This window comes from Tabrizicola oligotrophica, assembly GCF_011008935.1.
Classification (GTDB): domain Bacteria; phylum Pseudomonadota; class Alphaproteobacteria; order Rhodobacterales; family Rhodobacteraceae; genus Tabrizicola_A; species Tabrizicola_A oligotrophica.
On the sequence record NZ_JAAIVJ010000001.1, the window covers coordinates 137,592 to 160,074 of the forward strand.

The window sequence follows — 22,483 nt, forward strand, 5'->3', positions numbered from 1 at the left end:
TTTGGGCCCCGGCGGTCAACCTGACCCTGCGCCGCATGGCCAAGGCGATGGCCTTGGCCAAACCTCCGCGGCCTCTCGCCCAATCCGCCTGCCTCTGATAGGGAAGCGCCATGACCAACATCCTTCCCCACCTTCCCGCCGACCGCATCCTTGCCGCGCTCTCGCGCAGCCCCGGCAATGAATTGCGCACCGGCAAGTTCGACAGCCCCGAATCCTCGGCCGCGCTGGTGGCCAATGGCTTTGGCGCCTTCCTGACCCGCCCGGCCGACCTGCCGCCCTTGCCGGGTGTGCCGATGGGGCCGGTCCTGTCGGTGGAGCTGGAGGCCGAGATGCGGTTCCCGTGGTCTGGCGGGCGCAATCCCTGGCTGGATGTCGGCCTGGCCACGGCGACGACACTGGTGGGGGTGGAGGCGCGGCGCTATGAACCGTTCCGCCCGGCCAAGGCCACCGGCTTTGCCGAGGTCTACGACCGCCCGGTCTGGGGCGCGCAGATGGGCCGCTACACCCGGCTGATGGCCGATCTGGTTGCCGGGCGGGTGGCGTTTCAGGCGCTTGATGCGGTGCAGCTGGTCAAGGATGCCCTCGCGCTGCGCACGCAGGCGGAAAAGCAGGCCAAGGGGGCGGTGCTGGCCTATCTTTACGCCGAGCCCAAGGTCTGGGCCAAATCCGGCAAGCCGGTGGACCCGGAGCGGGTGCGGCTGCACCGCCACGAGCTTGCGCAGTTCGCGGGACTGGTGAAGGGCGATCAGGTGGTGTTCGTGCCGCTTCGCTGGGCGGACTTGCTTGCCGATTGGGCCAAGCGCCCGGCGCTTGCCGCCCATGTCGCGGCACTGCGCGGCGCCTTTGGCGATCTGGGCTAGGCTTGCTTGACCGCGTCCGAGGGGCTGTCGGACACCCCCTCGGAGCGCAGCACGTAAACTCCCGCCGCGACGATGGTGGCAATGCCCAGCCACCCCAGCGCATCGGGCAGATCGCCCCAGATGAGCCAGCCCCAGAGGATGCCCCAGAAGGCGAAGCTGAATTCGAAGGGCGCCACGATTGAGGCTTGCGCGATGCGATAGGCCTGCGTCAAGAGCGTCAGCCCGACAGCGGCGATGACCCCGCAAGAGGCCATCAGGAACAGATCCCAGGTCGAAGGCCAGACCCAGCCGCGGGTCAAGAAGGCCAGCGAGGGATGCACCCCCTCGGCATTGCCGCCCCGACCATAGACCAGCGCCAGCGCGGCGGCGCAGGCGAGAAACGCCAGGTTGCCCCAGAAGGCCATGGCGGCGGCGCTGTCTCTGGTGCCCATGACGCGGGCAAGGATCATCGAGCCGGCATAGGCAACACCGCACAGCACCGGCAGCAGTGCCGCCCAGTCGAACAACTCGCCCCCCGGCCGCACCATCAGGAGCACGCCGGCAAACCCCGCCGCGACTGCCAGCCAGCGCGCGGCCGAGACCCGCTCGCTGAGGAGGAAGACCGACATGACCACGATCATCAGCGGCGCGGTGAAGTAAAGCGCCACAGTGGTCGCCATCGGCAGCGCCGCCAGCGCCAGATAGTAAAGCGTATAGGCAAGGAAGTTCAGCAGGCCCCGCAGCAGCATCGCCGGCCAGGTCGGGCTGACGAGCGTGCGCAGCGTGCCGTCGAAGGCCCATGTGATGGCCAGCAGGCAGGGAATGGCGGTCAGGCTACGGATCAGCATCGCCTGATGCAGGGGATAATCCCCGGAGATCAGCTTCAGAATCAGGTCCTGCACCGAGAAAATGGCGATGCCGGCAACAAGGGCGAGGATGCCCTTCAGGGCGGAATTCTGGGTCATGATGCCGGCCAAGCTAGCCGTTCGGCAAGGTCAGGCTAGGCTATCCGCGACAGAAAGTGTCAAAGCCCGGCAAGGGTGTGCGCCGTCTCGGGCAGGCGTTTCAGGCCGGCCGTTGCGAAGCACCCGATGCGGCGTTCCAATGCGCGCGGGGAGAGCGGGAAGGGGGCATGGCGTGCTCTACTCTGTGCAATTTTGTACGGCACAAGATTTTGCTCCACAAAACACCAGATTGCAGCGCAATGTCGGCCATGGCCCCGCCAAAAACAAAACCGCGCCCCGGTTGCCCGGGGCGCGGTTTGCCAACCTTTCTTGCGAAAGGATTATTCTTCGCTGGCCGCAGCGCCCATTTCGTCGAACAGCTCGGCGATCTCGAAATCGGCGGCCGCTTCGGCTTCGGCAGCCAGGTCCTGGATCGACTTGCCCGAAGCCTGGATTGCGGCTTCTTCGACCGAACGGGCCACGTTCAGCTGGATCTTCACCACGACTTCGGGGTGCAGCGTCACGGTGACGGCGTGCAGGCCGAGGTCCTTGATCGGACGGTCCAGCACGACCTGACCGCGGCCGACGGTGAATCCGCCATCGGTGGCCGCATCGGCGGCGTCGCGTGCGGTGACCGAGCCGTAAAGCGCGCCGGCGTCCGAGGCCGAGCGAATCACGACAAAGCTCTGACCGTCCAGCTTGGCGCCAACGGCTTCGGCTTCTTTCCGGGTCTCGAGGTTGGTGGCCTCAAGCTGGGCTTTCTTGGCCTCAAACGACTTGATGTTGGCTTCCGAGGCCCGCAGCGCCTTGCCCTGCGGCAAAAGGTAGTTGCGGCCGAAGCCGTCCTTGACGTTCACCACGTCGCCCATCTGGCCCAGCTTGGCCACACGCTGAAGAAGGATCACTTGCATGGCAGGTCTCCTTATTTCACGGCATAGGGCAGCAGGGCGAGGAAGCGGGCGCGCTTGATGGCTTGCGCCAGTTCACGCTGCTTCTTGGCCGAGACTGCGGTGATGCGGGACGGAACGATCTTGCCGCGCTCGGAAATGTAGCGCTGCAGCAGACGGGTGTCCTTGTAGTCGATCGCCGGAGCATTGTCGCCCGAGAAGGGGCACACTTTCCGGCGGCGGAAAAACGGTTTGTTCGCCATGGGTTATGGTCCTTTTCTCAGATCAGCGACGAAAGCCGCCGCGGTCACCACCGCGGTCGCCACGCTCGCCACGGTCGCCGCCGAAGGACGGACGCTCACGACGTTCACCGCCGCCGAAGCCACCTTCACGGTCGCCACGCTCGCGGTCGTCACGCTTCTGCATCTGCACCGACGGGCCATCGCCATGGACGTCGACCTTGATGGTCAGGACGCGCATCACGTCGTCATGCAGGCGCATCAGGCGTTCCATTTCCTGCACCGCCGAGGCCGGAGCGTCGGACTTGAGCAGGGCATAGTGGCCCTTGCGGTTCTTGTTGATCTTGTAGGCCATGGTCTTCACGCCCCAGTACTCGCTTTCGACGACTTTGCCGCCGTTGTCTGCGAGAACGGTCGAGAAGTGTTCCACAAGGCCTTCAGCTTGCGCGTTGGACAGGTCCTGACGCGAGATGAAAACATGCTCATAAAGCGGCATGTGCACTCCAGTTCGGTCTCAGGCGCACTTCATAGGCCGGGCATCTCTTTCCGCCGCCCGTCCACGAGAGGCTGCGCCGGTTCGGTGGATATTGCGGAAAGATGGGGCCTTATACAGAACCCGCCCGCAGATGCAACCGCAACTTGCCTTTCATACTGGCCCAAATATCCATCGCGGCCTGTCGCCGGCACTCCGGCCCGGCATCCGGGCCTGCCCGCCTCAGCGGGCCGAGGCGGGCAGGCCGAAGGCGTGGTCGAAGGCCCAGGTGAAAAGATAGGTGTAAACGACGAACAGCGCGATCAGCCCGGCCTCATAGGCCAGCGCCTTCCAGAGCCCGCCCCCCAGCCACCAGGCCGTGACCGGGGCGAGGATGACGACGAGCCCGCCCTCGAACAGCAGCGCATGGGCCGAGCGGCGGCCAAGCGAGCGGCCGCGGCGGGATTGCCGGGCCTCCCAGCGCTCGAAGAGGCTGTTGAAGACGAAACTCCAGCCCAGCGCGACACTGGCGGCAAGGATCGACAGGCTGACCGATTGCGCGGCGCTCGCCTCCGACATCGCCATCAGCCCGGCCGAGGCCACCGCCACGCCAAGGGTTTCGAAACTGACCGCATAAAGAATCTTGCGTAGGGCCGGGGACATGGCTCAGGCCAAGGCCGCATGGGCGATGAGGAGCCCGTGGCACAACAGCCCGCACAGGACCGCCAGCGAGCCGAGATCCTTGGCGTCGCGGGCAAACTCGGCCCAGTCGGTCGTCAGATGGTCGACAAGGCATTCCAGCGCGGTGTTCAGCGCCTCGAGCGCGACGACCAGCAGCGCCAGCCCGGCAAAGACCAGATAATGCAGCAGCGTCGCCTCCAGCGCCCAGAGCAGGACCGGCACCGCGACGAGGCCCAGCATCTCCTGCCGGAAGGCGGATTCGCGCCAGAGCCGGCGGATGCCGGCCGCGGAATAGCCCGCGGCGGCGAAGAAATGCGCCAGCCCGGTCTTGCGGGCCGGTTTTGCCGGTTCAGCCATGGCACCCTGTCGTCAGATCAAGGTCCGCATTGTGCAGGCTGGTCGTGACATCCGCAAGGCCCAGAAGTGTATGGAAAACCTCGTCATGGCTGGCCTTGCCCGCCAGACCGGCGGCCTTGCGTTTCATGCAGTCCTGATCCAGCCCCATCGCGCGGCGATAGGCCGGCGAGGTCCAGAGCACCATCGGCACCTGCGTCTGCACCTCGGGCGCCATGAAATAGGGCGCGGCGTGCAGGTAAAGCCCGTTCTCGCCCAGGCTTTCGCCATGGTCGGAGACATAGAGCATCGAGGCCGCCACCCGGTCCTGCGCCCCCATCCGGTCGATCAGCGTCGCCAGGAAGAGGTCGGTATAGGCGATGGTGTTGTCATAGGCGTTGGTGATCTGCTCGGGGCTGCAGGCGCCGAAATCGCCGCTGCGGCAGTCGTCGGGGAAGGGACGGAAGCTTTCGGGATAGCGCAGGTAATAGGCCGGGCCATGGCTGCCGATCTGGTGGTAGACGATCACCGTATCGCGGGTGATGCCGGCCAAGAGCCTGTCGAGCGTCGGCAGGAACACCATGTCGGTGCATTCGCCCAAGGCGCAGGCATTCGGCTCGTCCGCGGGTTTGAACCGGGTTTCGGGCAGGCGGGCGGCGATGCCAAGGCTTCCGGTATTGTTGTCGAACCATTGCACATCAAAATCGGTTTGTTTCAGCAGGTCCAACAGGTTCTGATGCGATCTTGCGGCAGTTTCGGAATGCTGCTCCATGCCGTAATGGGCAAACATGCAGGGCATCGACACTGCAGTCGAGGTGCCGCAGCTTGTCACCTTGTCGAGATAGACGATGTCGCGGCGCGCCAGTTCGGGATTCGTCGGCCGGTCATAGCTGCCAAGGCTCCAGTTCGCTGCGCGTGAGGTTTCTCCGACCACGATCAGCGTCAGTGTCGGCTTGCCGGCGGCAAGGATGCGCGGGCCTTTGTGCGCGTCCAGCCCGATTGGCGCGGCCACGAGGTTGGCGGTCACCAGCTTTTGCTTGGCAAACCGCACCCCGGCCACGATCGGCGTGACCGGGATCACCGCCGAGGCGATTTCGCGCCGTTCGCGGAACATCGAGGAAAAACTGCGGTAATCGGCCATCATCGCGCCGAAGAACAGCGCCAGCGCCAGACCGATCGCCAGCGGGTAATGCAGCGCGCGGACCCACCAGCGCATCGGCTTGGCCCGCGTCCACAAGACCAGCGCCGCCGGAATCAGCCCGAACCCGGTCAGGTGCAGCAGGAAATCGGCGGTCATCAGGTGCCGCGATTCATTGCCGGTGGTGTTCAGCGCGTTCTGCAGCATGTCGCGGTCGATCACCACGCCCAGCCGTTCCTGGAAATGCGAGGCGACCGCGCCCAGCACCAGCGCAACGGCCAGCACCGGGCGCACAAGGCCGGGCAGGGCAAAGACCGAGATGCAGAACAGGATGGCCCCATAGGCCAGTACGCCCGCCACGCCGATCAGCAGCGGCCGGCCCGCGAGATAGTCGGCGACCCGGGTGTAATAGGTGAAATTGGCGCTGGCCGCGAGGAAGGCCGCCACCAGAAGGTTCAGCGTCAGCGGCGACAGCGCCGGGCGGCCAGCGGGTACGATCCGGGCAAGGCGGCTTCGGGGCCGACCGGCAAGGTCGGCGTCGGGCAGGGTCATGGGCGGGGGCCGGAAGTTGTTGGAGAAGCCCAAGACCTGCGCCCCGCCTCGCGTGGGCGCAATCCTTAGGGTCGTAAGCAGGTGCTTAGGCCGGATTTACGCCATCTCTGCTTAGGCAATTTCGCGCCGGACCCCGGCCCACGCCCTTGTGATTGTGCGCAGGCGCGCAAAGGTTGTTTGGCGGCTGCGAATTGAGCCACGCGGTCCGGGCAGTCCATGACGGCGCCAAGCCGGGATGGTCCGGCGATGCCTTGCAGGAGTTTCCATGACCCGTTTCGCCCCCTTTGCGCTGGCCCCCGTCGCGCTGGCTGCCGCGCTGCTTGCCGCTCCGGCTTTTGCCGAAGCCGAGAAATACACGCTCGACCCCAGCCACAGCCAGATCGTGTTCAACTACAACCATCTGGGCTTCTCGACCTCTTACGGCATGTTCTCGGGCTTCAACGGCGAGATCCTGTTCGATCAGGCCGACCCGGCTGCCTCGTCGGTGACGGTGTCCTTCCCGGTCAAGACCATGCTGACCGGCTGGCAGGAGCGCTTTGACCACCTGATGACCAAGGACTTCTTCGACGCCACCGAGGACGAGATGGTGACTTTCACTTCGACCGGCATCGAAGTGACCGGCGAAAAGACCGCCAAGATCACCGGCGACCTGACGCTGAACGGCGTGACCAAATCGGTGGTGCTGGATGCGGTGCTGAATCAGGCGGGCGAGCATCCGATGGCCAAGACCCCCTGGGCGGGTTTTTCGGCGACCACCACGCTGATCCGCTCGGACTACAACCTTGGCCTGTTCGCGCCCTATGTCGCCGACGAGGTGCAGGTGCAGATCTCGGTCGAGGCGCAGAAGGCGGCCGAGTAAGCCTTTAGCCCGAAAGGAAAAGGCCGCGAGGGGTGCCCCTCGCGGCCTTTTTCATGCGCTCTTCGTCGGCCTGCGGCCGCTCATCGCACCCGGCCCGGTGTCACAGGCGGGGTGTCACAGGCGCGTTGCCGCCAGCGCGACCTTGACCTCGACGGCAAAGCCCACGGTTTCCTCGTCGCCATAGCCCGCGCCGATGCCGAAGTCGCGGCGGTCGAGGCTGGCGGTGCCGGTCATCGTCGCGCTGTCGCCGGCAATCTCCAGCGTGAAAGGCAGGGTGACGGGCACGCTTGCCCCGTGCAGATCAAGCGTCCCCTCGGCCACCAGCCCCTGCGGTCCGGCCTTCAGATCGGCGGTGAAGGTGGCGGCCGGGTGGGCGGCGATGTCGAAGAACTCCGGCCCCTTGGCCTGATCGGTGACCGAGCCGAGCGCGAGGCTGGCAAGATCGACCGTGACCACCACCTTGCCGGCGATGCCGTCCGTCACCGTCTCGTCATAGCTGATCTCGGCCGACCAGCCGGCAAAGTTGCCCGTCACCGGGGCGCCCATCTGCGCCACCGTGAAGTCGAGCGTGCCGGATTGCACCTGCCAGTTGCCGCCCGTCGCCGCAGTCAGCGGCGCGGCGCTGGCGGGCTGGGGACCGGGCGCCATGCTGAGCGCCAGCGCCGTTCCCGCACCGTAAAGCCCCAGCGCCAGCAGCAACGGCGCCAGCCGCTTGCCCTGCGGCAAGGGGGCCTCCGGCGCGGCGGTGCCAAAGGCCATGCGGGCCAGCGTCGCGTCGCGGTCGAAGAGATGATGCTTCAGCGCCCCGGCGATATGCAGCGCGACCGAGGCGATCAGAAGCTTGCTGAACACCCAATGCGCCCCGGCGGCCAGCCCCGCGACGGCTTCGGATTTCGGCACGAAGGGCAGGCCCTGACCAAGGGGCCAGAGGATCGGCGCAAAACCGTCAACGGCGGCGTGATGCACCCAGCCGGTCAGCGGCACCATGACCAGCGACAGATAGAGCAGCCAGTGCACCAGCTCGGCCAGCGTCAACTCGACGCGGCGGTGGGGGTGCAGCGGCACCGGGCGATGCTGGCCAAGCGCCCAGAGGATGCGCGACAGCCCAAGCAGAAACGCCGCAATCCCCAGGGTCTTGTGCAGCGAGAAAAGCTGCGCCTTGCGGGCGATGGTTTCGGGCGAGGGTTCGATCCCGTTCGCAATCAGGCCAAGGGGAATCGCGGTCAGGATCAGAAGGGCGGTCAGCCAATGGAAGGTGCGGGTAACAAGTCCGAAACTGGTCGGGGTATTCTGGGCAGGCATTCACAGGCTCCGGTTGTGCGGCAGGCCAGCCTAACAGGTCTGGGGCGGCAAGACAGCGCCCCGGGCCGCACATCGGCTGTGCAAAGCCCCCCTCAATGATTGCGCAGCGCCGCCGGCCGCGTTAATCGGAGGAAAGACCTAGGGAGGGCCGCCATGAGCCGCGCATTCGTTTTTCCGGGGCAGGGTGCCCAGACCATCGGCATGGGCCGGGCCTTGGCCGAGGCCTATCCGGCGGCGAAGGCGGTGTTCGACGAGGTGGACGACGCGCTGGACGAAAAGCTGTCGGCGCTGATCTGGAATGGCGAGATTGCCGAGCTGACCCTGACGCAGAACGCCCAGCCGGCGCTGATGGCGACCTCGATCGCCGCGCTGCGGGCGCTTGAGACCGAAGGGCTGGGGCTGGAGCATGCGGCCTTTGTCGCCGGGCATTCGCTGGGCGAATATTCCGCGCTTTGTGCGGCGGGGGCGCTGGATCTTTCCGACACCGCGCGGCTGCTCCGCACCCGAGGCCGGGCGATGCAGGAGGCGGTGCCGGTCGGCGTCGGCGCCATGGCAGCACTTCTGGGCATGGGGTTCGAGGCCGCGATGGAGGTGGCCGCCGAGGCCGCACAGGGCGAGGTCTGTCAGGCCGCCAATGACAATGACCCCGCACAGGTGGTGGTCTCGGGCCACAAGGCCGCCGTGGAACGCGCCGTGGAGATCGCCAAGGCACGCGGCGCCAAGCGGGCGATGCTGCTGCCGGTCTCTGCCCCGTTCCATTGCGCCCTGATGCAGCCCGCCGCTGCCGTGATGTCCGAGGCGCTGGCGGCCGTGGCCATCCATGCCCCGAAAGTGCCGGTGGTGGTCAATGTCCGCGCCGAGGCCGTGACCGAACCCGACCGCATCCGCGCGCTTCTGGTGGCGCAGGTGACCGGCTCGGTGCGCTGGCGCGAGAGCGTGATGTGGATGGAAGGCGCGGGCGTCACCGAATTCTGGGAAATCGGCGCCGGCAAGGCGCTGTCGGGGATGGTGAAGCGGATTGCCACCGGCGAAGTGACGACACGGGCCATCGGCACGCCCGAGGATGTCGCGGCGGCGAAAGGCTGAGGGTTCGACTGGGGCTGACCCCGGGGGCGCTTCGCCCCCCGGACCCCCCGAGGATATTTGGGAACAGATGAAAGGGGCCTGCGGGCTTCGGATGGATCGGGAGTTTTTCATGTTTGACTTGACCGGAAAGAATGCGCTGGTGACCGGAGCTTCGGGCGGGATCGGCGCGGCAGTGGCCAAGGCGCTGCATGGTGCGGGGGCGACCGTGGGCCTGTCGGGCACGCGGGTCGAGCCGTTGCAGGCGCTGGCGGCGGAACTGGGCGACCGGGCGCATGTGCTGCCTTGCGATCTCGGCAATGCGGCGGCGGTCGAGGAGTTGGTGAAACAGGCGGCCGAGGCGATGGGCTCGGTCGACATTCTGGTCAACAATGCCGGGATCACCCGCGATGCGCTGGCGATGCGGATGTCGGACGACGACTGGCTGTCGGTGATCGAGGTCAACCTGAACTCGACCTTCCGGCTGTGCCGGGCGGCGATCCGCGGCATGATGAAGGCGCGCTGGGGCCGGATCATCAACGTGACCTCGGTGGTGGCGCAGGCCGGCAACCCCGGTCAGGTGAACTATTCGGCCGCCAAGGCGGGCGTTGCCGGCATGAGCCGCTCGCTGGCGCAGGAAGTGGCGAGCCGGGGGATCACGGTCAATTGCGTGGCGCCGGGGCTGGTGGAGACCGCGATGACGGCCAAGCTCAATGACGAGCAGCGCGGCAAGATCCTGGCCGGCGTTCCGGCCGGGCGCATCGGCAAGCCCGAGGAGATTGCGGCCGGGGTGCTGTTCCTTGCCTCGGTCGAGGCGGCCTATGTCACTGGCGCGACGTTGGACATCAACGGCGGCGGGGATATGCTTTAACATCGAAGCGCCCACAGCAAAACCATTGCCACGCGGCTTGGCCCTTGCTATAGGCGCGCGGGACCACCCGGCGGAGACCCGGCGGGATTTTTTGACAGCCGGGAACAACCCCGCGAACCGTGAAAGAGGAAGTGACATGAGCGACATCGCCGATCGCGTGAAGAAGATCGTGGTGGAACATCTTGGCGTTGACGCCGAGAAGGTGACCGAGAACGCCTCGTTCATCGACGATCTGGGCGCTGACAGCCTCGACAACGTCGAGCTGGTCATGGCCTTCGAAGAAGAATTCGGCATCGAGATCCCGGATGACGCCGCTGAAACCATCCAGACCTTTGGCGATGCGGTGAAGTTCATCTCCTCGGCCGCCTGATCGTTCAGGACAGGTTAACGGAACGGGCACCCTGCGGGGTGCCTTTTTCGTTTTCAGGCCTTGCGGTTGCCGGCCCCTCAGCCATGATCGGGCAAAACCGGAGGGCGGAGATGGCGGGCAAGGGTGGCGCGTTGGGCGCGATGTTCGGGGCGGGCGAGGTGGCGGGCTTCATGGGCCTGCCCGAGGCGCGGCTGGACGCTCTGGACGGGGCGCAGGTGGTGGTTCTGGGCGCGCCCGGCTGCACGCCCTATCCGACGGTCGGCTTTTACTGTGCCGGCGGGCCGGCGGCGATCCGGGCCGGGGCGGCGGCCTATGCGGCCAACCTTGCCCACATGAATTTCGATCTTGGCGCTCCGGTGCTGCCCTATGGCGCCAAGGCGCTTGACGCCGGCGATCTGGCGATGGACGCGGCCGACGCGCCCGGCAACCGCGACCGGCTGCGGGCGGCGGTGGCGCAGGTGCTGGCGGCGGGCGCGGTGCCGGTGCTGATCGGCGGCGATGATTCCCTGCCGATCCCGATGCTGGAGGCGCTCGCGGGCCATGGACCGCTGACCATCCTGCAGATCGACGCCCATATCGACTGGCGCGACGAGGTGGCGGGCGAGCGTTGGGGCCTGTCGTCAACCATGCGGCGGGCCTCGGAAATGGGTCATGTCCGGCAGATCATCCAGGTCGGGAGCCGCGGCATCGGCTCGGCTCGACCGGGGGACCATCAGGCGGCGCTGGATGCGGGCGTGACCTTCGTGCCGGCGCGCGAGGTGGCGGAAAGCGGCATCGCCCGCGCCCTGTCGCTGATCCCGGAGGGCGCAAAGGTGGTGATCTGTCTGGATGTCGACGCGCTGGACCCGTCCGTAATGCCCGCCGTCATTGGCCGCACCGCCGGGGGGTTAAGCTATTGGCAGGTGTTCGAACTGATCGCCGGAGTGGCGAAGAAGGCGCGGATCGTCGCCTTCGACATGGTGGAATTCATGCCCGAACGCGATGTCGACGGGCAGGGCGCGCTGGTGGCGGCGCAGCTTCTGGCCGGCACCATCGGCATTCTGGCACGGCAGGAGATGGGGAAATGAGCGGATTCAATCAACCTCTGGGCGGCAATGAGATGGCGCGCTTCGGCGGGCCGGCGACGATGATGCGGCTGCCGGCGCAGGTCGGGGCAAAGGGGCTGGACGTGGCCTTCATCGGCATTCCGATGGACCATGGCACCTCGAACCGCTCGGGCACGCGGCTTGGACCGCGGCAGATCCGCGACGAGAGCCGGATGCTGCGCCCGTACAACATGGCCACCGGCGCGGCACCGTTCGACCACTTGCAGGTGGCCGATATCGGTGACGTGCCGATCAACACCTTCGATTTGAAGAAGACCGTTGATATCATTACCGATTACTATGACGGCGTGCTGGCCGAAGGCGCCATTCCGCTGACCCTTGGCGGCGATCACACGCTGACCTGGCCGATCCTGCGGGCGATGAAGAAGAAGCACGGGCCGGTCGCGCTGATCCATGTCGATGCCCATGCCGACATCAACGACACGATGTTCGGTGAGAAGGTGGCGCATGGCTGCCCGTTCCGCCGGGCCTGGGAAGATGGCTGTCTTATCAATGACAAGGTGTTCCAGATCGGGCTGCGCGGCACCGGCTATAGCCCCGAGGATTTCGACTGGGGGCGCAAGAACGGCTGGACGGTGGTGCAGGCCGAAGACTGCTGGCACAAGTCGCTGAAACCCTTGATGGACGAGGTGCGCGCGCAGATCGGCGATGCGCCCTGTTACCTCAGCTATGACATCGACAGTCTGGACCCGGCCTTTGCGCCCGGCACCGGCACGGTAGAGCCGGGCGGGCTGACGATCTGGCAGGGGCTGGAGATCGTGCGCGGCGCGGCGGGGCTGAACCTTGTCGGCGGCGATCTGGTGGAGGTCTCGCCGCCCTATGATCCTTCGGGCAATACTGCGCTGATCGGGGCGAACCTGCTTTACGAGATGCTCTGCGTACTGCCGGGCGTGCCGCAGGGGGTGCGGCGGTAGCGAATTCCGGCACGGAATTCGGGCCGGAATTTGGTGGAGATTCCGGGGGCCGCTTTCCGCCCCGGAAATCGCCCGCCAAGGCGTCGGGCCTCATCGGGGGAACCAGTGGCGAATTCCGCATGGAATTCGGGGTGGAAATCGTGCCGAATTCCGGGGGCCGATTCCCGCCCCGGAAATCGCCTGTCCGCGGCTCACTCCTCGTCGCGGACCAGCGCCAGCTCGCCGGCCGCTTCCAGCTGGCGCACGGCGGAGATCACCGCCGCCATCGCCTCCTCGGCGTCCTTTTCGCGGACTTTGCCGCGGCTGGCCATTTCCTCGCGCAGGCCCTGGGCCATGCGTTGCGACATGTTGACGAGCAGAAATTCGGCCGCGGCCGCCTGCTCGGCATTGCCCTGCGATCCGGTCAGCGCCGTGACCAGCACCGGCTGATCGACCAGCCGGATGATCTTTGGCACGTCGCGGGCCAGCACGCGGGCGGGCAGGTGGACGAAGGTGAAGATCGCCTTGCGGACTTCGGCGGCAAAGCCGGCATCTTCCGCCTCAAGCCCGGCCAGCACCTCGTCACGGGTCTGCGCGCCCGAGACGTTCAGGATCGCGCCCACCCGCTCCACCGGGCCGCTGTCGAAGGCGCGGGGCGGCTGGGCATCAAGCTGCGCCACCAGCGAGGCGCCGATCCGCCGCACGGTTTCGGGATCGACATTGCCGGTCAGCGACACCGCATAGGCGACGCGCCGGGCCTTGTCGCCGGGCAGCTTGCCCAGAAGCTCTGCCGATTTGGCGACCGGAAGTTTTGACAGCATGACGGCGGCAACCTCAATGCTTTCCTCGGCCAGCACCGGCACCAGCCGCTCGACCGGCAGCGAGGTCAGCCGGTCCCAGGGATCGGCCTTGGCGCTGGCCCCGGCGAGGCGGCGCAACCGGCTGGCGGCATTGGCCGAAATGTGGCCGTCCATTACCTGCAGGGCGCCCTCGATCCCGGCAGGAAAGGCAATGCCGACCTGCTCAAGTTCAGTCAGAAAATCCTCGACGACCTGCGCCAGTGTCGAGCGGTCTACCAGCCGCATCTGGCCGATCTGCTCGGTCAGCGCCGCCTGCATGTGTTCGGGCAGCTTGGCCAAGGGGAGCGCGGTGCCTTCCGACAACAGGAAGCGCACGATGACGGCGGCCTTTTCGCGCGGCGTGAGCGGGCGTACCGGGGTGGGTGGCGGCGGTGTCGCCGCCGCCCGGCCGGCCAAACGCCCCTCTGTCCGCGCCATGGCCAAAGCACCGCCTGCCATTCCCGTCTCCTGCGATTCCTGATGCTCCGCAGGGTGACACGGACCGGTTAACGGCGGGTTTCCGCGCGCGTCGGGTTCTTGGCTCAGGCCGCCGGCTTTGGCGCACAGTTATGGGTCTGGCTGTCCCAGACCGTGCCCTCGACGCAGGACACGTCCCTCTTTTCGCGGCATTCGGCCAGCGCCGCGGCGGCGAACACGCCTTGCGTCAGAATCACAAGGGTAGCAACAATCCATTTCGTCATGGTCTCCCCTCCGGTTCAAGGGCGGGCCGAAGTTCGGCCCGCCAGAGAAGGATACCATGAAAGCGGTCGGGTCCGGTGACTGAAATGTCAGGCGCCGAACACCCGCTTGAAGATCGTGTCGACATGCTTGGTGTGATAGCCAAGGTCGAATTTCTCCTCGATCTCGGCGGGCGTGAGCGCGGCGGTCACTTCCGCGTCGGCCAAGAGCTCGGTCTTGAAATCGGCGCCCTTTTCCCAGACCTTCATGGCATTGCGCTGCACCAGCCGATAGCTGTCCTCGCGCGAAACGCCGGCCTGGGTCAGCGCCAGCAGGACGCGCTGGCTCATCACCAGACCCTTGAACTTGTTCATGTTCTTCAGGCAGTTCTCGGGGTAGACCACCAGCTTTTCCACCAGCCCGGCCAGCCGGTGCAACGCGAAATCCAGCGTGATGGTGGTGTCGGGGCCGATGGCGCGCTCGACCGAGGAATGGCTGATGTCGCGTTCATGCCAAAGCGCCACGTTCTCCAGCGCCGGGACAACCGACATCCGCACGAGGCGGGCAAGCCCGGTGAGGTTTTCGCTCAGCACCGGGTTGCGCTTGTGCGGCATGGCGGACGAGCCCTTTTGCCCCGGCGAGAAGAACTCCTCGGCCTCCAGCACCTCGGTGCGCTGCATGTGGCGGATTTCGATGGCGATATTCTCGATCGACGAGGCAATCACGCCGAGGGTCGCAAAGAACATGGCATGGCGGTCGCGCGGAATGACCTGCGTGGAAATCGGCTCGGGGATCAGGCCAAGCGCGGCGCAGACATGGTCCTCGACGGCCGGGTCGATGTTGGCAAAGGTGCCGACGGCGCCGGAAATCGCGCCGGTGCGGATTTCCTCGCGTGCTGCGACCAGACGCTTCCGGCCGCGGTCCATCTCGGCATAAAAGCGCGCGAAGGTCAGGCCCATGGTGGTCGGCTCGGCATGGATGCCGTGGCTGCGGCCGATGCGGACGGTGTCCTTGTGTTCAAAGGCGCGGGTCTTGAGCGCGGCCAGAACCCGGTCCATGCCCGTGAGCAACAGGTCGCTGGCGCGCACCAGCTGGATGTTCAGCGTGGTGTCGAGAACGTCCGACGAAGTCATGCCCTGATGCACGAAACGGGCGTCGTCGCTGCCGACATGTTCGGCCAGATGGGTGAGGAAGGCGATAACGTCATGCTTGGTGACGGCCTCGATCTCGTCGATGCGCGCGACGTCGAAGGTGACATCCTTTGCCCGCCAGACCGCTTCGGCATTGGCCTTGGGAATGACCCCCAGAGCGGCCTGCGCGTCGCAGGCATGGGCCTCGATCTCGTACCAGATGCGGAACTTGGTCTGGGGGTCCCAGATGGCAACCATGTCGGGGCGGGAATAGCGCGGGATCATCGGAAACGGCCTTTCACGGGAGGGCAGGGGTTGGCCTGCCCTTATCGCCAAGGCCGCCGCCGCGCAACCCTGAGGGGCCGCTTATCGCCCGTGGCTGCGGTCATATCCGTTTTCAGCCGGGCTTTGCCAGCCGGCAGGCGGGGCGGGCGGGGCAAAGACCTCGACCAGCAGCGGATGGCAGGCGGCGGTGTCCGAGGAATGTTCCGCCGAACAATCGCCGCCGGGGCAGGCCGACAGCCCGCCGAGCAGGTCGATTTCGGCAAAGAATTCCAGATGGTCGCCGGGGCGAACCGGGCTGGCCTTCATGAAATACTGCCCGGTGTCGCGGGTGAAGCCGGTACACATGAACACGTTCAGCACGTCATGCACCAGCGCTTCGGCCGCGGGCAGGGCCAGCGCGCGGGCATCGGCAAGGGCGCGGGTCAGGTTGGAATGGCAGCAATGGTGATACTGCCCGCCATGCGACAGAAGGTTGTGGGTATAGGGATCGCAGCGCGTGCCGATCACGTCATGCACCGAGCCGCCAAAGGCATCGAACCCGTACCAGTCAAGCGTGTCGTCGGTGATGGTCGCCATCGGCCGCAGATAGGGGTGCGAGGACCAGAGCTGATCGCCGGTCGACAGATGCGTGCCGTGCAGCGCGCGGGTCTTGCCGGAATAGAAGCGTTCCGACAGGTTTGCCGCGTTCCACAGGTTCAGATCGCCGACCTGTGGCCCCTCGATGCTGCGGATGCGGAAGAAATGCCCGGCCGGCACTGTGAAGCAGCGCCCCTCGCGCGGCGGCACCAGCGTCTCGCCAGTCTTTTGCCAGCCCGCCCGCGCGGCGCGATAGGCCGCAAGGTCGGGGCGGGGCAGGGTTTCCACCGGGTAGCAGATCACCGGGGCAAGGCCCTTGCGGCCGGCGGCATCGGCGGGGGCGGCGTAGTCGGGGCGGGTCAGCTTCATCGGGGATCCTTGCGCAAAAGGGGCGGGGCGTCAGCCCATCAGTCGCGCGTCGAAGGGATAGCGCGTCAGGTTCTCGCAACCAGTCTCGGTGATCAGGATCTGGTTTTCCAGCTTGATCGAGAAATCGCCGCCTTCCGGGCTGACCAGCGCCTCGGCGCAAAGCACCATGCCGGGTTCCAGCACGGCATCGAAGGCGCCTTCCATCCAGCCGTCGGGGTAATGCACATAGGGCCATTCATCACACAGCCCGACCCCGTGCATCTTGCAGGAGTATTTCTGCGCCCAGTATTGCGCGTCAAGCTGGTGACCGCCGAACACCAGTTCGCGGATGCTGACCCCCGGCTTCAGCCGCGCCTGATGGTCGGCGATATGGTCGCGCGCATGGTGGAAAGCCGAGATCATGGCATTGGTCGGCCGCTGGTCGCCAATCCACCATGTTCTTGAGATGTCTATGCAAAAGCCATAGCAGCCGATCAGGTCGGTGTCGAAGGCGACGATTTCATTGTTCTGCACGATGCGCGGCCCGCATTCCTGAAACCACGGGTTCGTGCGCGGGCCGGAGGCCAGAAGCCGGGTCTCGATCCACTCGCCGCCGCGCTTGATGTTGGCCTTGTGGAGTTCCGACCAGATATCATCCTCGCTCATGCCGCCCTTCGGCACGCCGGCGCGCGTCGCCTGTTCCATCTCGGCAATCCCGGCCTCGCAGGCGTGATGGGCGCAGCGCATCGCCAAGATCTCGTCCGGCCCCTTGATGGCGCGCACCCGTTCGGTGACTTCCTCGCCTTCCTCGACGGTGAAGCCGATGGCCTCCAGCGCCCTGAGCCCGTGGACCATGATCTTGTCGACCGCCAGCCGACGGTTCGAGCCGGCATGCGCCCGCATGATCTCATCCACTTGCGCGGCAAAGCCGGCGGCGGCCTCGCGACCCTTGTCGCCGGTCGAGTTGTAAAAGAACGTCGCCCCCGAGCGCAGTTCCTTGACCAGCGGGTTGAACGTCACCAGAAACGGCGAGTTCTTGTATTCCCACATCACCATATGGCCGTCGGCGCACAAGAGGCAGGCGCGGAACGGGTTGTGGGTGTTCCACAGCTGCATGTTGGTGGTGTCGGTGGCGTAGCGGATGTTCAAGGGATCGAACATCAGAAGCCCGCCATAGCCGCGGTCCACCAGCCCCTGCGTGAGCCGATTCCAGCGATACTCGCGCATCCGCTCAAGGTTCGGCAGCGCCAGCCCCGCCGCCTGCCATTCGCGGAAAGCCAGTTGCGTCGGGCCGATCTCCACCCGGTCATTGTCATTCGGGCTGCCGTCGCCCAGCCGGTCGGCGCGGGTCGGGTCGATCTTGCGGCGGTCGCGGTGATAGTCGGTCATGGGGCACTCCCTTTGCCCCGCACAGTGGCGCGGGCCGATGGCGGTGCGCTGCACCATCTGCGACAACCGGCGTCGCTAATCTGGTTCACCCCCGGTGCGCGGGCTTGCTAGACAGGGCCATGACCCAACCGATCCTGCAATCCCGCCTGCCTTTCGCCTGTTGGATGGACCCCAAGACCGCGCGGCTTCCCGGCATCCTGCCACTGGAGGCCGATGACTGGCTGCGGATGGACGATGCCTTTGCCGGGCAGATGGCCGAGCGCGACCGGCTGATTGCGGCCAGGCCAGATCAGGTGCTGGGCATGCTCGACAGCGCCTGCCCCGCGGCGGAAGAGCTTTACGCCATGGTGCTGGCGCGTCTGGCGCGGACTGCCGGGTATCGCGTGGGCCAGACCGAGGTGCAGCGCCCGGATGGCGTCATCGTGCCGCTTGATCCGGTGCAGCCGCCGATGCGAACGCTTGGCCGGCTGGTCCAGGAAGACCTCTGCCTGCTGGAAAAGCAGGGCGATGAGCATGTGCTGACCGCCGCCGCGCTGTGCTTTCCGGCAAGCTGGTGGCTGGGCGAAAAGCTGGGTCGGCCGCTCTTGGGCATCCATGTGCCGGTGGCAAGCTATGATGCCGACGTGGCCCGGCGGGTGCAGCGGCTGTTCGATGCGATTCGCCCCGAACAGCCGCTGTGGCGGGCCAATGCGCTGATCTATGTCGACCCGACCCTGCACCAGCCAAGACGCGAAAACGCCCCCCGCACCGACCGGCGCGGCGGGTCTTATGTGCGGTCCGAACGGCAATGCCTTGTGCGCCTGCCCCAGACGCGGGCAGTGCTGTTTTCGATCCATACCTATGTGGTGCCGCTTGCAGCGCTCAGCCCGGAAGACCGCTCCGGGCTGGTGGCGGCCCAGTCATAGCGACGGCAGCATCGCCAGGAACTGCTGGCCGGTCGGGCTGTTCAGCACGGCACTGGCCATGCCGGTCAGCACCATCAGCTGGGCCGAACGGCGCATGTCCTCGCCGCGCATCACGCTATAGGCCATGGCCGCGACGCCCAGCGGGGTCCAGACCATGATGAGCGTGGCATTCATCGAATGCACCGCCAGCCGTATCGGAACGCTGTAGGTCGTGTCGCCACGCGGCTGTTCATGGGCAAAGACCATGCGCAGCTTGACCAGGTCGGAATCCTCGCGCAACAGCGAGACCACCTCGGAGCTGGTGCGCGCATCGGCCTGCTGCTTGCGCTTGCTTGTCAGGGGTGGCGGATCGGCATCCTGCGCGGGCGCATGGCGGAAGGTGTTGGTGTGTTCCAGCCCCGGCAGCGCCTCGACCAGAAGATCGACCCAGCCCGCATCCATGGCGCAGTCGATCTGCCGCCACAACACCTCGGTCGTGGTGATTCGTTCGCGCACCCGGGCGACCAGCTTGCGGCACAGCGCCTGTGGATCGGGCACCTTGCCGCGCGCCGGCATTTCCGGCGACGGGCCGACCGAAACCGTCAGCACGCCGGCAAGATTGCCGCCGGGATGTTCGGACCAGGCCAGAAGAATGCGCATGCCGGGCAGGTCAAAGGTGGCGACGTCATCGCAATCCCAGCTCAGTTTGCACGGCATGGGCTTCAGGCGTGAAACCGCCTCTTCCAGATCACCGACAAGGCGAGCGAAGTTGGCGGCGGGAGTGTCATGACACAACAACTGGGCAATGGTACTCAAACCGGCGTCTGGCATCGCAGTTCTCCGCTCTGGGTTGATCGGAGCATGCATAAAGATTGTGGAGCATTGGGGGACTGATTGTGTCTAATGCGTGAAAAAAACTACAGGTTGCAGTCTGTTTCTGCCCCAATTCAAATGCCCGGCATCTTCATGGATTTGTCAAGTTACAGAAACACTTGAAGCGCGCGGGGCCAGAATGCGAAAGGCCCCGCAAGCGGGGCCCGTTCAGCAAGGCGGGAAGCCGCCTCAAAGGCCGACCAATTGCCCCAGCGCCGGGTTGCCGGCAAAGATGGCCAGGGCAAGCCCGGTCAGGGTGGTCAGCCGCGCCGTGACGCGCATGTCTTCGCCCTTGAGCAGGTTGTAGGTCATCACCGCGGCGCCGATCGGCAGGGCGGTGGCCACCAGCGACAGGCTGATGGCATGGGTCGCCAGCCGCATCTGGGTCGAGGGCCGCTCTTCCACGATCTCCTCGACCTCGGGGTAGAGGCAGTCGCGCAGGCGGGCAAGCTCGCCCTCGTCCTGACCGCCGGCCAGCGGCCATTGCACCTGGGCGCGCTGCAGGTGCGAGCGCATCTGGCGGCGGCGCAGCGCCACGACACGGCTTCGCGCCAGCCGCGAACGCGGCGAGACGCGCAGGAAATTGGCGGGCGCCTCGGTTTCGTCTTCCGTGCCCGACAGGAAAAGATTGGCGTCCGTGACCTCGTCCCGGCTGTCGAAAGCGGCCAGTTCGGGCAACGGGCTCATCGAGATCGCACAATCCAGTTGTGCAATCGCCGCAGTCAGGGACGGCGTGCCGGTGGTCTCGGCGGGCGTCCCGACCGTGCGGGAGGATTTGAAGCAAACCGTGTCAAACTCTTTATCGAAGCGGGGCTGATACGACATGATGCTCTCCCGATCTCGAATGGATCCCGGCAACGAGACAGCCCTGCTGTGTCCAAAAATGGGAGAAATCAGGGTAATTGATTAAAGCTTTAAGGCGGCCTTTCATGGTCTGGCCATAATGCTGCGAAATCGCGCGGGAATTGTGTCTGAACCCGGAAAAACAATCGGGCCGCCCCGAAGGGGCGGCCCGCTGTCTTGTCTCATGCCGCGATCAGCAGGAGTAATACATCGCGTATTCCACCGGGTGCGGGGTGTGTTCGTAGGCGTAGACCTCTTCCCACTTCAGCGCCATGTAGGCCTCGAGCTGCTCGCGCGAGAACACGCCGCCGGCCAAGAGGAAGTCCATGTCTTTCTCAAGCGACTCAAGGGCTTCGCGCAAGGAACCGCACACGGTCGGGATTTCGGCCAGTTCCTCGGGCGGCAGGTCGTAGAGGTCCTTGTCTGAAGCCGGGCCCGGGTCGATCTTGTTCTTGATGCCGTCAAGGCCGGCCATCAGCAGCGCCGCGAAGGCCAGATAGGGGTTCGCCGACGGATCGGGGAAACGGGCCTCGACGCGCTTGGCCTTCGGCGATTCGGTCCACGGAATCCGGACCGCACCCGAGCGGTTGCGGGCCGAATAGGCCAGCAGCACCGGGGCTTCGAAGCCCGGGATCAGGCGCTTGTAGCTGTTGGTTCCGGGGTTGGTCAGCGCGTTCAGCGCCTTGGCATGCTTGATGACGCCGCCGATGAACCACAGGGCTTCCTGCGACAGATCAGCATATTTGTCGCCGGCGAACAGCGGCTTGCCGTCGCGCCAGATCGACATGTTGACGTGCATCCCCGAGCCGTTGTCGCCCTTCATCGGCTTCGGCATGAAGGTCACGGTCTTGCCGTAAGCATGGGCCACGTTGTGGATGACGTATTTGTATTTCTGGATGTTGTCGGCCTGTTCGACCAGACCACCGAAGATCATGCCCAACTCATGCTGGCAGGTGGCAACCTCGTGGTGGTGCTTGTCCACCTTGATGCCCATGCGCTTCATGGTCGACAGCATCTCGCCGCGCAGATCCTGCGCTTCGTCGATCGGGTTGACCGGGAAATAGCCGCCCTTGTGCGCCGCGCGGTGGCCCGAGTTGCCGCCTTCGAACACGGTGTCGGTGTTCCACGAGGCCGCCTCGGCGTCGATCTCATACGACACCTTGCGGGGCGAGACCGAATAGCGCACGTCGTCGAAGATGAAGAATTCGGCTTCGGGGCCGCAGTAGAACGCATCGCCAATGCCCGAGGACTTCATGTAGGCTTCGGCCTTCTTGGCGATCTGGCGCGGGCAGCGGTCATAGGCCTCACCGGTGTCCGGCTCGACCACGTCGCAATGCACGCAGAGGGTCTTTTCGGCATAGAAGGGGTCGATGTAGACCGAGGAGGCGTCGGGCATCAGCTTCATGTCCGACTGGTCGATCGACTTCCAGCCCGCGATGGACGAGCCGTCGAACATGAAGCCTTCCTCGAAGAAGTCCTCATCGACGAGGTCGACGATCAGCGTGACGTGCTGGAGTTTGCCTTTGGGATCGGTGAAGCGGATATCGACATATTCGATTTCCTCGTCCTTGATCAGTTTGAGAGCCTTCGCAACTGCGCTCATCATGCTGCCTTTCGGTTTCAGGTTTCGTTCCGGGCGAGTGCCCGTGTTCTTCAAGGTCTGGTGTTACACAGCATCATCACCGGTCTCGCCGGTGCGGATGCGGATGGCTTGTTCGACGGGGGAGACAAAGATCTTGCCGTCGCCGATCTTGTCGGTGCGCGCCGCCGAGATGATCGCCTCGATCGCCTGATCGACCATGTCGTCGGTCAGCACGACCTCGATCTTCACCTTGGGCAGGAAGTCGACAACATATTCGGCGCCGCGATAGAGTTCCGTGTGGCCCTTCTGGCGGCCAAAGCCCTTGACCTCGGTGACGCTGAGGCCCTGGATCCCGGCTTCCTGAAGCGCTTCCTTCACCTCATCCAGCTTGAAGGGCTTGATGATCGCCTCGATCTTCTTCACGGCCGACTCCCCCGGTTGGTTCTGCGGTCATTCACCACTTCCCGCGCGCAGGGACAATTGGCTAGGCTGGAGCAGGGGCAAAGCG

General features: G+C 65.7%; 25 protein-coding genes. 8 read left to right on the top strand and 17 right to left on the bottom strand.

The genetic code is table 11. From position 1 onward, the window contains the following. Positions 1-110 precede the first annotated feature (110 nt). Positions 111-860 carry a hypothetical protein gene (locus G4Z14_RS00670; protein ID WP_164622813.1) on the top strand — a complete coding sequence of 250 codons (750 nt, stop codon included), beginning with the start codon at positions 111-113 and terminating at the stop codon, positions 858-860. On the opposite strand, the gene G4Z14_RS00675 is transcribed toward G4Z14_RS00670, so the two are convergent. From G4Z14_RS00675 to G4Z14_RS00705, 7 genes are all read right to left on the bottom strand, one after another. Further along, on the bottom strand, positions 857-1,804 hold the full coding sequence (locus G4Z14_RS00675; protein WP_164622814.1) for a DMT family transporter: 948 nt from the start codon (positions 1,802-1,804) through the stop codon (positions 857-859). The two genes, G4Z14_RS00670 and G4Z14_RS00675, sit on opposite strands and share 4 nt — an antisense overlap. A 320-nt stretch (positions 1,805-2,124) precedes the next feature. Next, the gene (gene rplI / locus G4Z14_RS00680; protein ID WP_164622815.1) at positions 2,125-2,694 is read right to left on the bottom strand and encodes a 50S ribosomal protein L9; all 570 of its coding nucleotides are present in this window, start codon (positions 2,692-2,694) and stop codon (positions 2,125-2,127) included. An 11-nt stretch (positions 2,695-2,705) separates the two neighbouring features. Continuing rightward, positions 2,706-2,933 (bottom strand): 30S ribosomal protein S18, encoded by a 228-nt coding sequence (rpsR, locus tag G4Z14_RS00685; protein WP_103256213.1) that lies wholly within the window; start codon positions 2,931-2,933, stop codon positions 2,706-2,708. 22 nt (positions 2,934-2,955) lie between these two features. Next, positions 2,956-3,405 carry a 30S ribosomal protein S6 gene (gene rpsF / locus G4Z14_RS00690; protein WP_164622816.1) on the bottom strand — a complete coding sequence of 150 codons (450 nt, stop codon included), beginning with the start codon at positions 3,403-3,405 and terminating at the stop codon, positions 2,956-2,958. Positions 3,406-3,624: 219 nt separating this feature from the next. Further along, on the bottom strand, positions 3,625-4,044 hold the full coding sequence (locus G4Z14_RS00695) for a PACE efflux transporter (RefSeq protein ID WP_164622817.1): 420 nt from the start codon (positions 4,042-4,044) through the stop codon (positions 3,625-3,627). A gap of 3 nt (positions 4,045-4,047) precedes the next feature. Beyond that, positions 4,048-4,419 carry a diacylglycerol kinase gene (locus G4Z14_RS00700; RefSeq protein ID WP_164622818.1) on the bottom strand — a complete coding sequence of 124 codons (372 nt, stop codon included), beginning with the start codon at positions 4,417-4,419 and terminating at the stop codon, positions 4,048-4,050. Next, positions 4,412-6,085, bottom strand: a complete 1,674-nt coding sequence (locus tag G4Z14_RS00705) for a phosphoethanolamine transferase (protein WP_164622819.1) — start codon at positions 6,083-6,085, stop codon at positions 4,412-4,414. The genes G4Z14_RS00700 and G4Z14_RS00705 overlap by 8 nt, the downstream gene beginning before the upstream one ends. Before the next feature lie 265 nt (positions 6,086-6,350). Between G4Z14_RS00705 and G4Z14_RS00710 the strand changes: the two genes are divergently transcribed. After that, positions 6,351-6,944, top strand: a complete 594-nt coding sequence (locus G4Z14_RS00710; RefSeq protein ID WP_227751450.1) for a YceI family protein — start codon at positions 6,351-6,353, stop codon at positions 6,942-6,944. Between the two features lie 114 nt (positions 6,945-7,058). Here G4Z14_RS00710 and G4Z14_RS00715 read toward each other — a convergent pair whose 3' ends face one another. Continuing rightward, complete coding sequence (locus G4Z14_RS00715; RefSeq protein ID WP_164622820.1) at positions 7,059-8,246, bottom strand: cytochrome b/b6 domain-containing protein; 1,188 nt, start codon at positions 8,244-8,246, stop codon at positions 7,059-7,061. Positions 8,247-8,399: 153 nt separating this feature from the next. Between G4Z14_RS00715 and fabD the strand changes: the two genes are divergently transcribed. The 5 genes from fabD to speB all read left to right on the top strand — a co-directional run bounded on the left by fabD (position 8,400) and on the right by speB (position 12,569). Further along, positions 8,400-9,332, top strand: a complete 933-nt coding sequence (fabD, locus tag G4Z14_RS00720; protein WP_164622821.1) for an ACP S-malonyltransferase — start codon at positions 8,400-8,402, stop codon at positions 9,330-9,332. Positions 9,333-9,441: 109 nt separating this feature from the next. Then, positions 9,442-10,179 carry a 3-oxoacyl-[acyl-carrier-protein] reductase gene (gene fabG / locus G4Z14_RS00725; RefSeq protein WP_164622822.1) on the top strand — a complete coding sequence of 246 codons (738 nt, stop codon included), beginning with the start codon at positions 9,442-9,444 and terminating at the stop codon, positions 10,177-10,179. A 136-nt stretch (positions 10,180-10,315) separates the two neighbouring features. Next, positions 10,316-10,549 carry an acyl carrier protein gene (locus G4Z14_RS00730; protein WP_164622823.1) on the top strand — a complete coding sequence of 78 codons (234 nt, stop codon included), beginning with the start codon at positions 10,316-10,318 and terminating at the stop codon, positions 10,547-10,549. Between the two features lie 110 nt (positions 10,550-10,659). Further along, the gene (locus G4Z14_RS00735) at positions 10,660-11,616 is read left to right on the top strand and encodes an arginase family protein (protein WP_164622825.1); all 957 of its coding nucleotides are present in this window, start codon (positions 10,660-10,662) and stop codon (positions 11,614-11,616) included. Next, positions 11,613-12,569, top strand: coding sequence for an agmatinase (speB, locus tag G4Z14_RS00740; RefSeq protein ID WP_164622827.1), 957 nt, complete (start codon positions 11,613-11,615; stop codon positions 12,567-12,569). Before G4Z14_RS00735 ends, speB begins: the two co-directional genes overlap by 4 nt. A gap of 191 nt (positions 12,570-12,760) precedes the next feature. Here the strand turns inward: speB and G4Z14_RS00745 are convergent, their stop codons facing one another. From G4Z14_RS00745 to dddP, 5 genes are all read right to left on the bottom strand, one after another. After that, on the bottom strand, positions 12,761-13,846 hold the full coding sequence (locus tag G4Z14_RS00745) for a flagellar motor switch protein FliG (RefSeq protein WP_227751451.1): 1,086 nt from the start codon (positions 13,844-13,846) through the stop codon (positions 12,761-12,763). Positions 13,847-13,929: 83 nt separating this feature from the next. Next, positions 13,930-14,088 carry a hypothetical protein gene (locus tag G4Z14_RS00750; RefSeq protein ID WP_164622829.1) on the bottom strand — a complete coding sequence of 53 codons (159 nt, stop codon included), beginning with the start codon at positions 14,086-14,088 and terminating at the stop codon, positions 13,930-13,932. An 87-nt stretch (positions 14,089-14,175) separates the two neighbouring features. Beyond that, the gene (gene purB / locus G4Z14_RS00755; RefSeq protein WP_164622830.1) at positions 14,176-15,480 is read right to left on the bottom strand and encodes an adenylosuccinate lyase; all 1,305 of its coding nucleotides are present in this window, start codon (positions 15,478-15,480) and stop codon (positions 14,176-14,178) included. 81 nt (positions 15,481-15,561) lie between these two features. Then, complete coding sequence (locus G4Z14_RS00760) at positions 15,562-16,425, bottom strand: urea carboxylase-associated family protein (RefSeq protein WP_164622831.1); 864 nt, start codon at positions 16,423-16,425, stop codon at positions 15,562-15,564. 30 nt (positions 16,426-16,455) lie between these two features. Continuing rightward, positions 16,456-17,793: a dimethylsulfonioproprionate lyase DddP gene (gene dddP, locus G4Z14_RS00765; RefSeq protein WP_164622833.1), complete on the bottom strand. Its 1,338-nt coding sequence runs from the start codon at positions 17,791-17,793 to the stop codon at positions 16,456-16,458. A gap of 119 nt (positions 17,794-17,912) precedes the next feature. Here dddP and G4Z14_RS00770 point away from each other — a divergent pair, with 119 nt between their 5' ends. Beyond that, positions 17,913-18,698, top strand: coding sequence for a heme-dependent oxidative N-demethylase family protein (locus tag G4Z14_RS00770; protein WP_164622835.1), 786 nt, complete (start codon positions 17,913-17,915; stop codon positions 18,696-18,698). Here G4Z14_RS00770 and G4Z14_RS00775 read toward each other — a convergent pair. The 4 genes from G4Z14_RS00775 to G4Z14_RS00790 form a co-directional block, all read right to left on the bottom strand. Next, complete coding sequence (locus G4Z14_RS00775) at positions 18,693-19,394, bottom strand: hypothetical protein (protein WP_164622836.1); 702 nt, start codon at positions 19,392-19,394, stop codon at positions 18,693-18,695. The genes G4Z14_RS00770 and G4Z14_RS00775 overlap by 6 nt on opposite strands. A gap of 345 nt (positions 19,395-19,739) precedes the next feature. Further along, positions 19,740-20,375, bottom strand: a complete 636-nt coding sequence (locus G4Z14_RS00780) for a hypothetical protein (RefSeq protein ID WP_164622838.1) — start codon at positions 20,373-20,375, stop codon at positions 19,740-19,742. 211 nt (positions 20,376-20,586) lie between these two features. Next, positions 20,587-21,996 (bottom strand): type I glutamate--ammonia ligase, encoded by a 1,410-nt coding sequence (glnA, locus tag G4Z14_RS00785; RefSeq protein WP_164622840.1) that lies wholly within the window; start codon positions 21,994-21,996, stop codon positions 20,587-20,589. 63 nt (positions 21,997-22,059) lie between these two features. Then, positions 22,060-22,398: a P-II family nitrogen regulator gene (locus G4Z14_RS00790; RefSeq protein WP_164622842.1), complete on the bottom strand. Its 339-nt coding sequence runs from the start codon at positions 22,396-22,398 to the stop codon at positions 22,060-22,062. Positions 22,399-22,483: the final 85 nt, after the last annotated feature.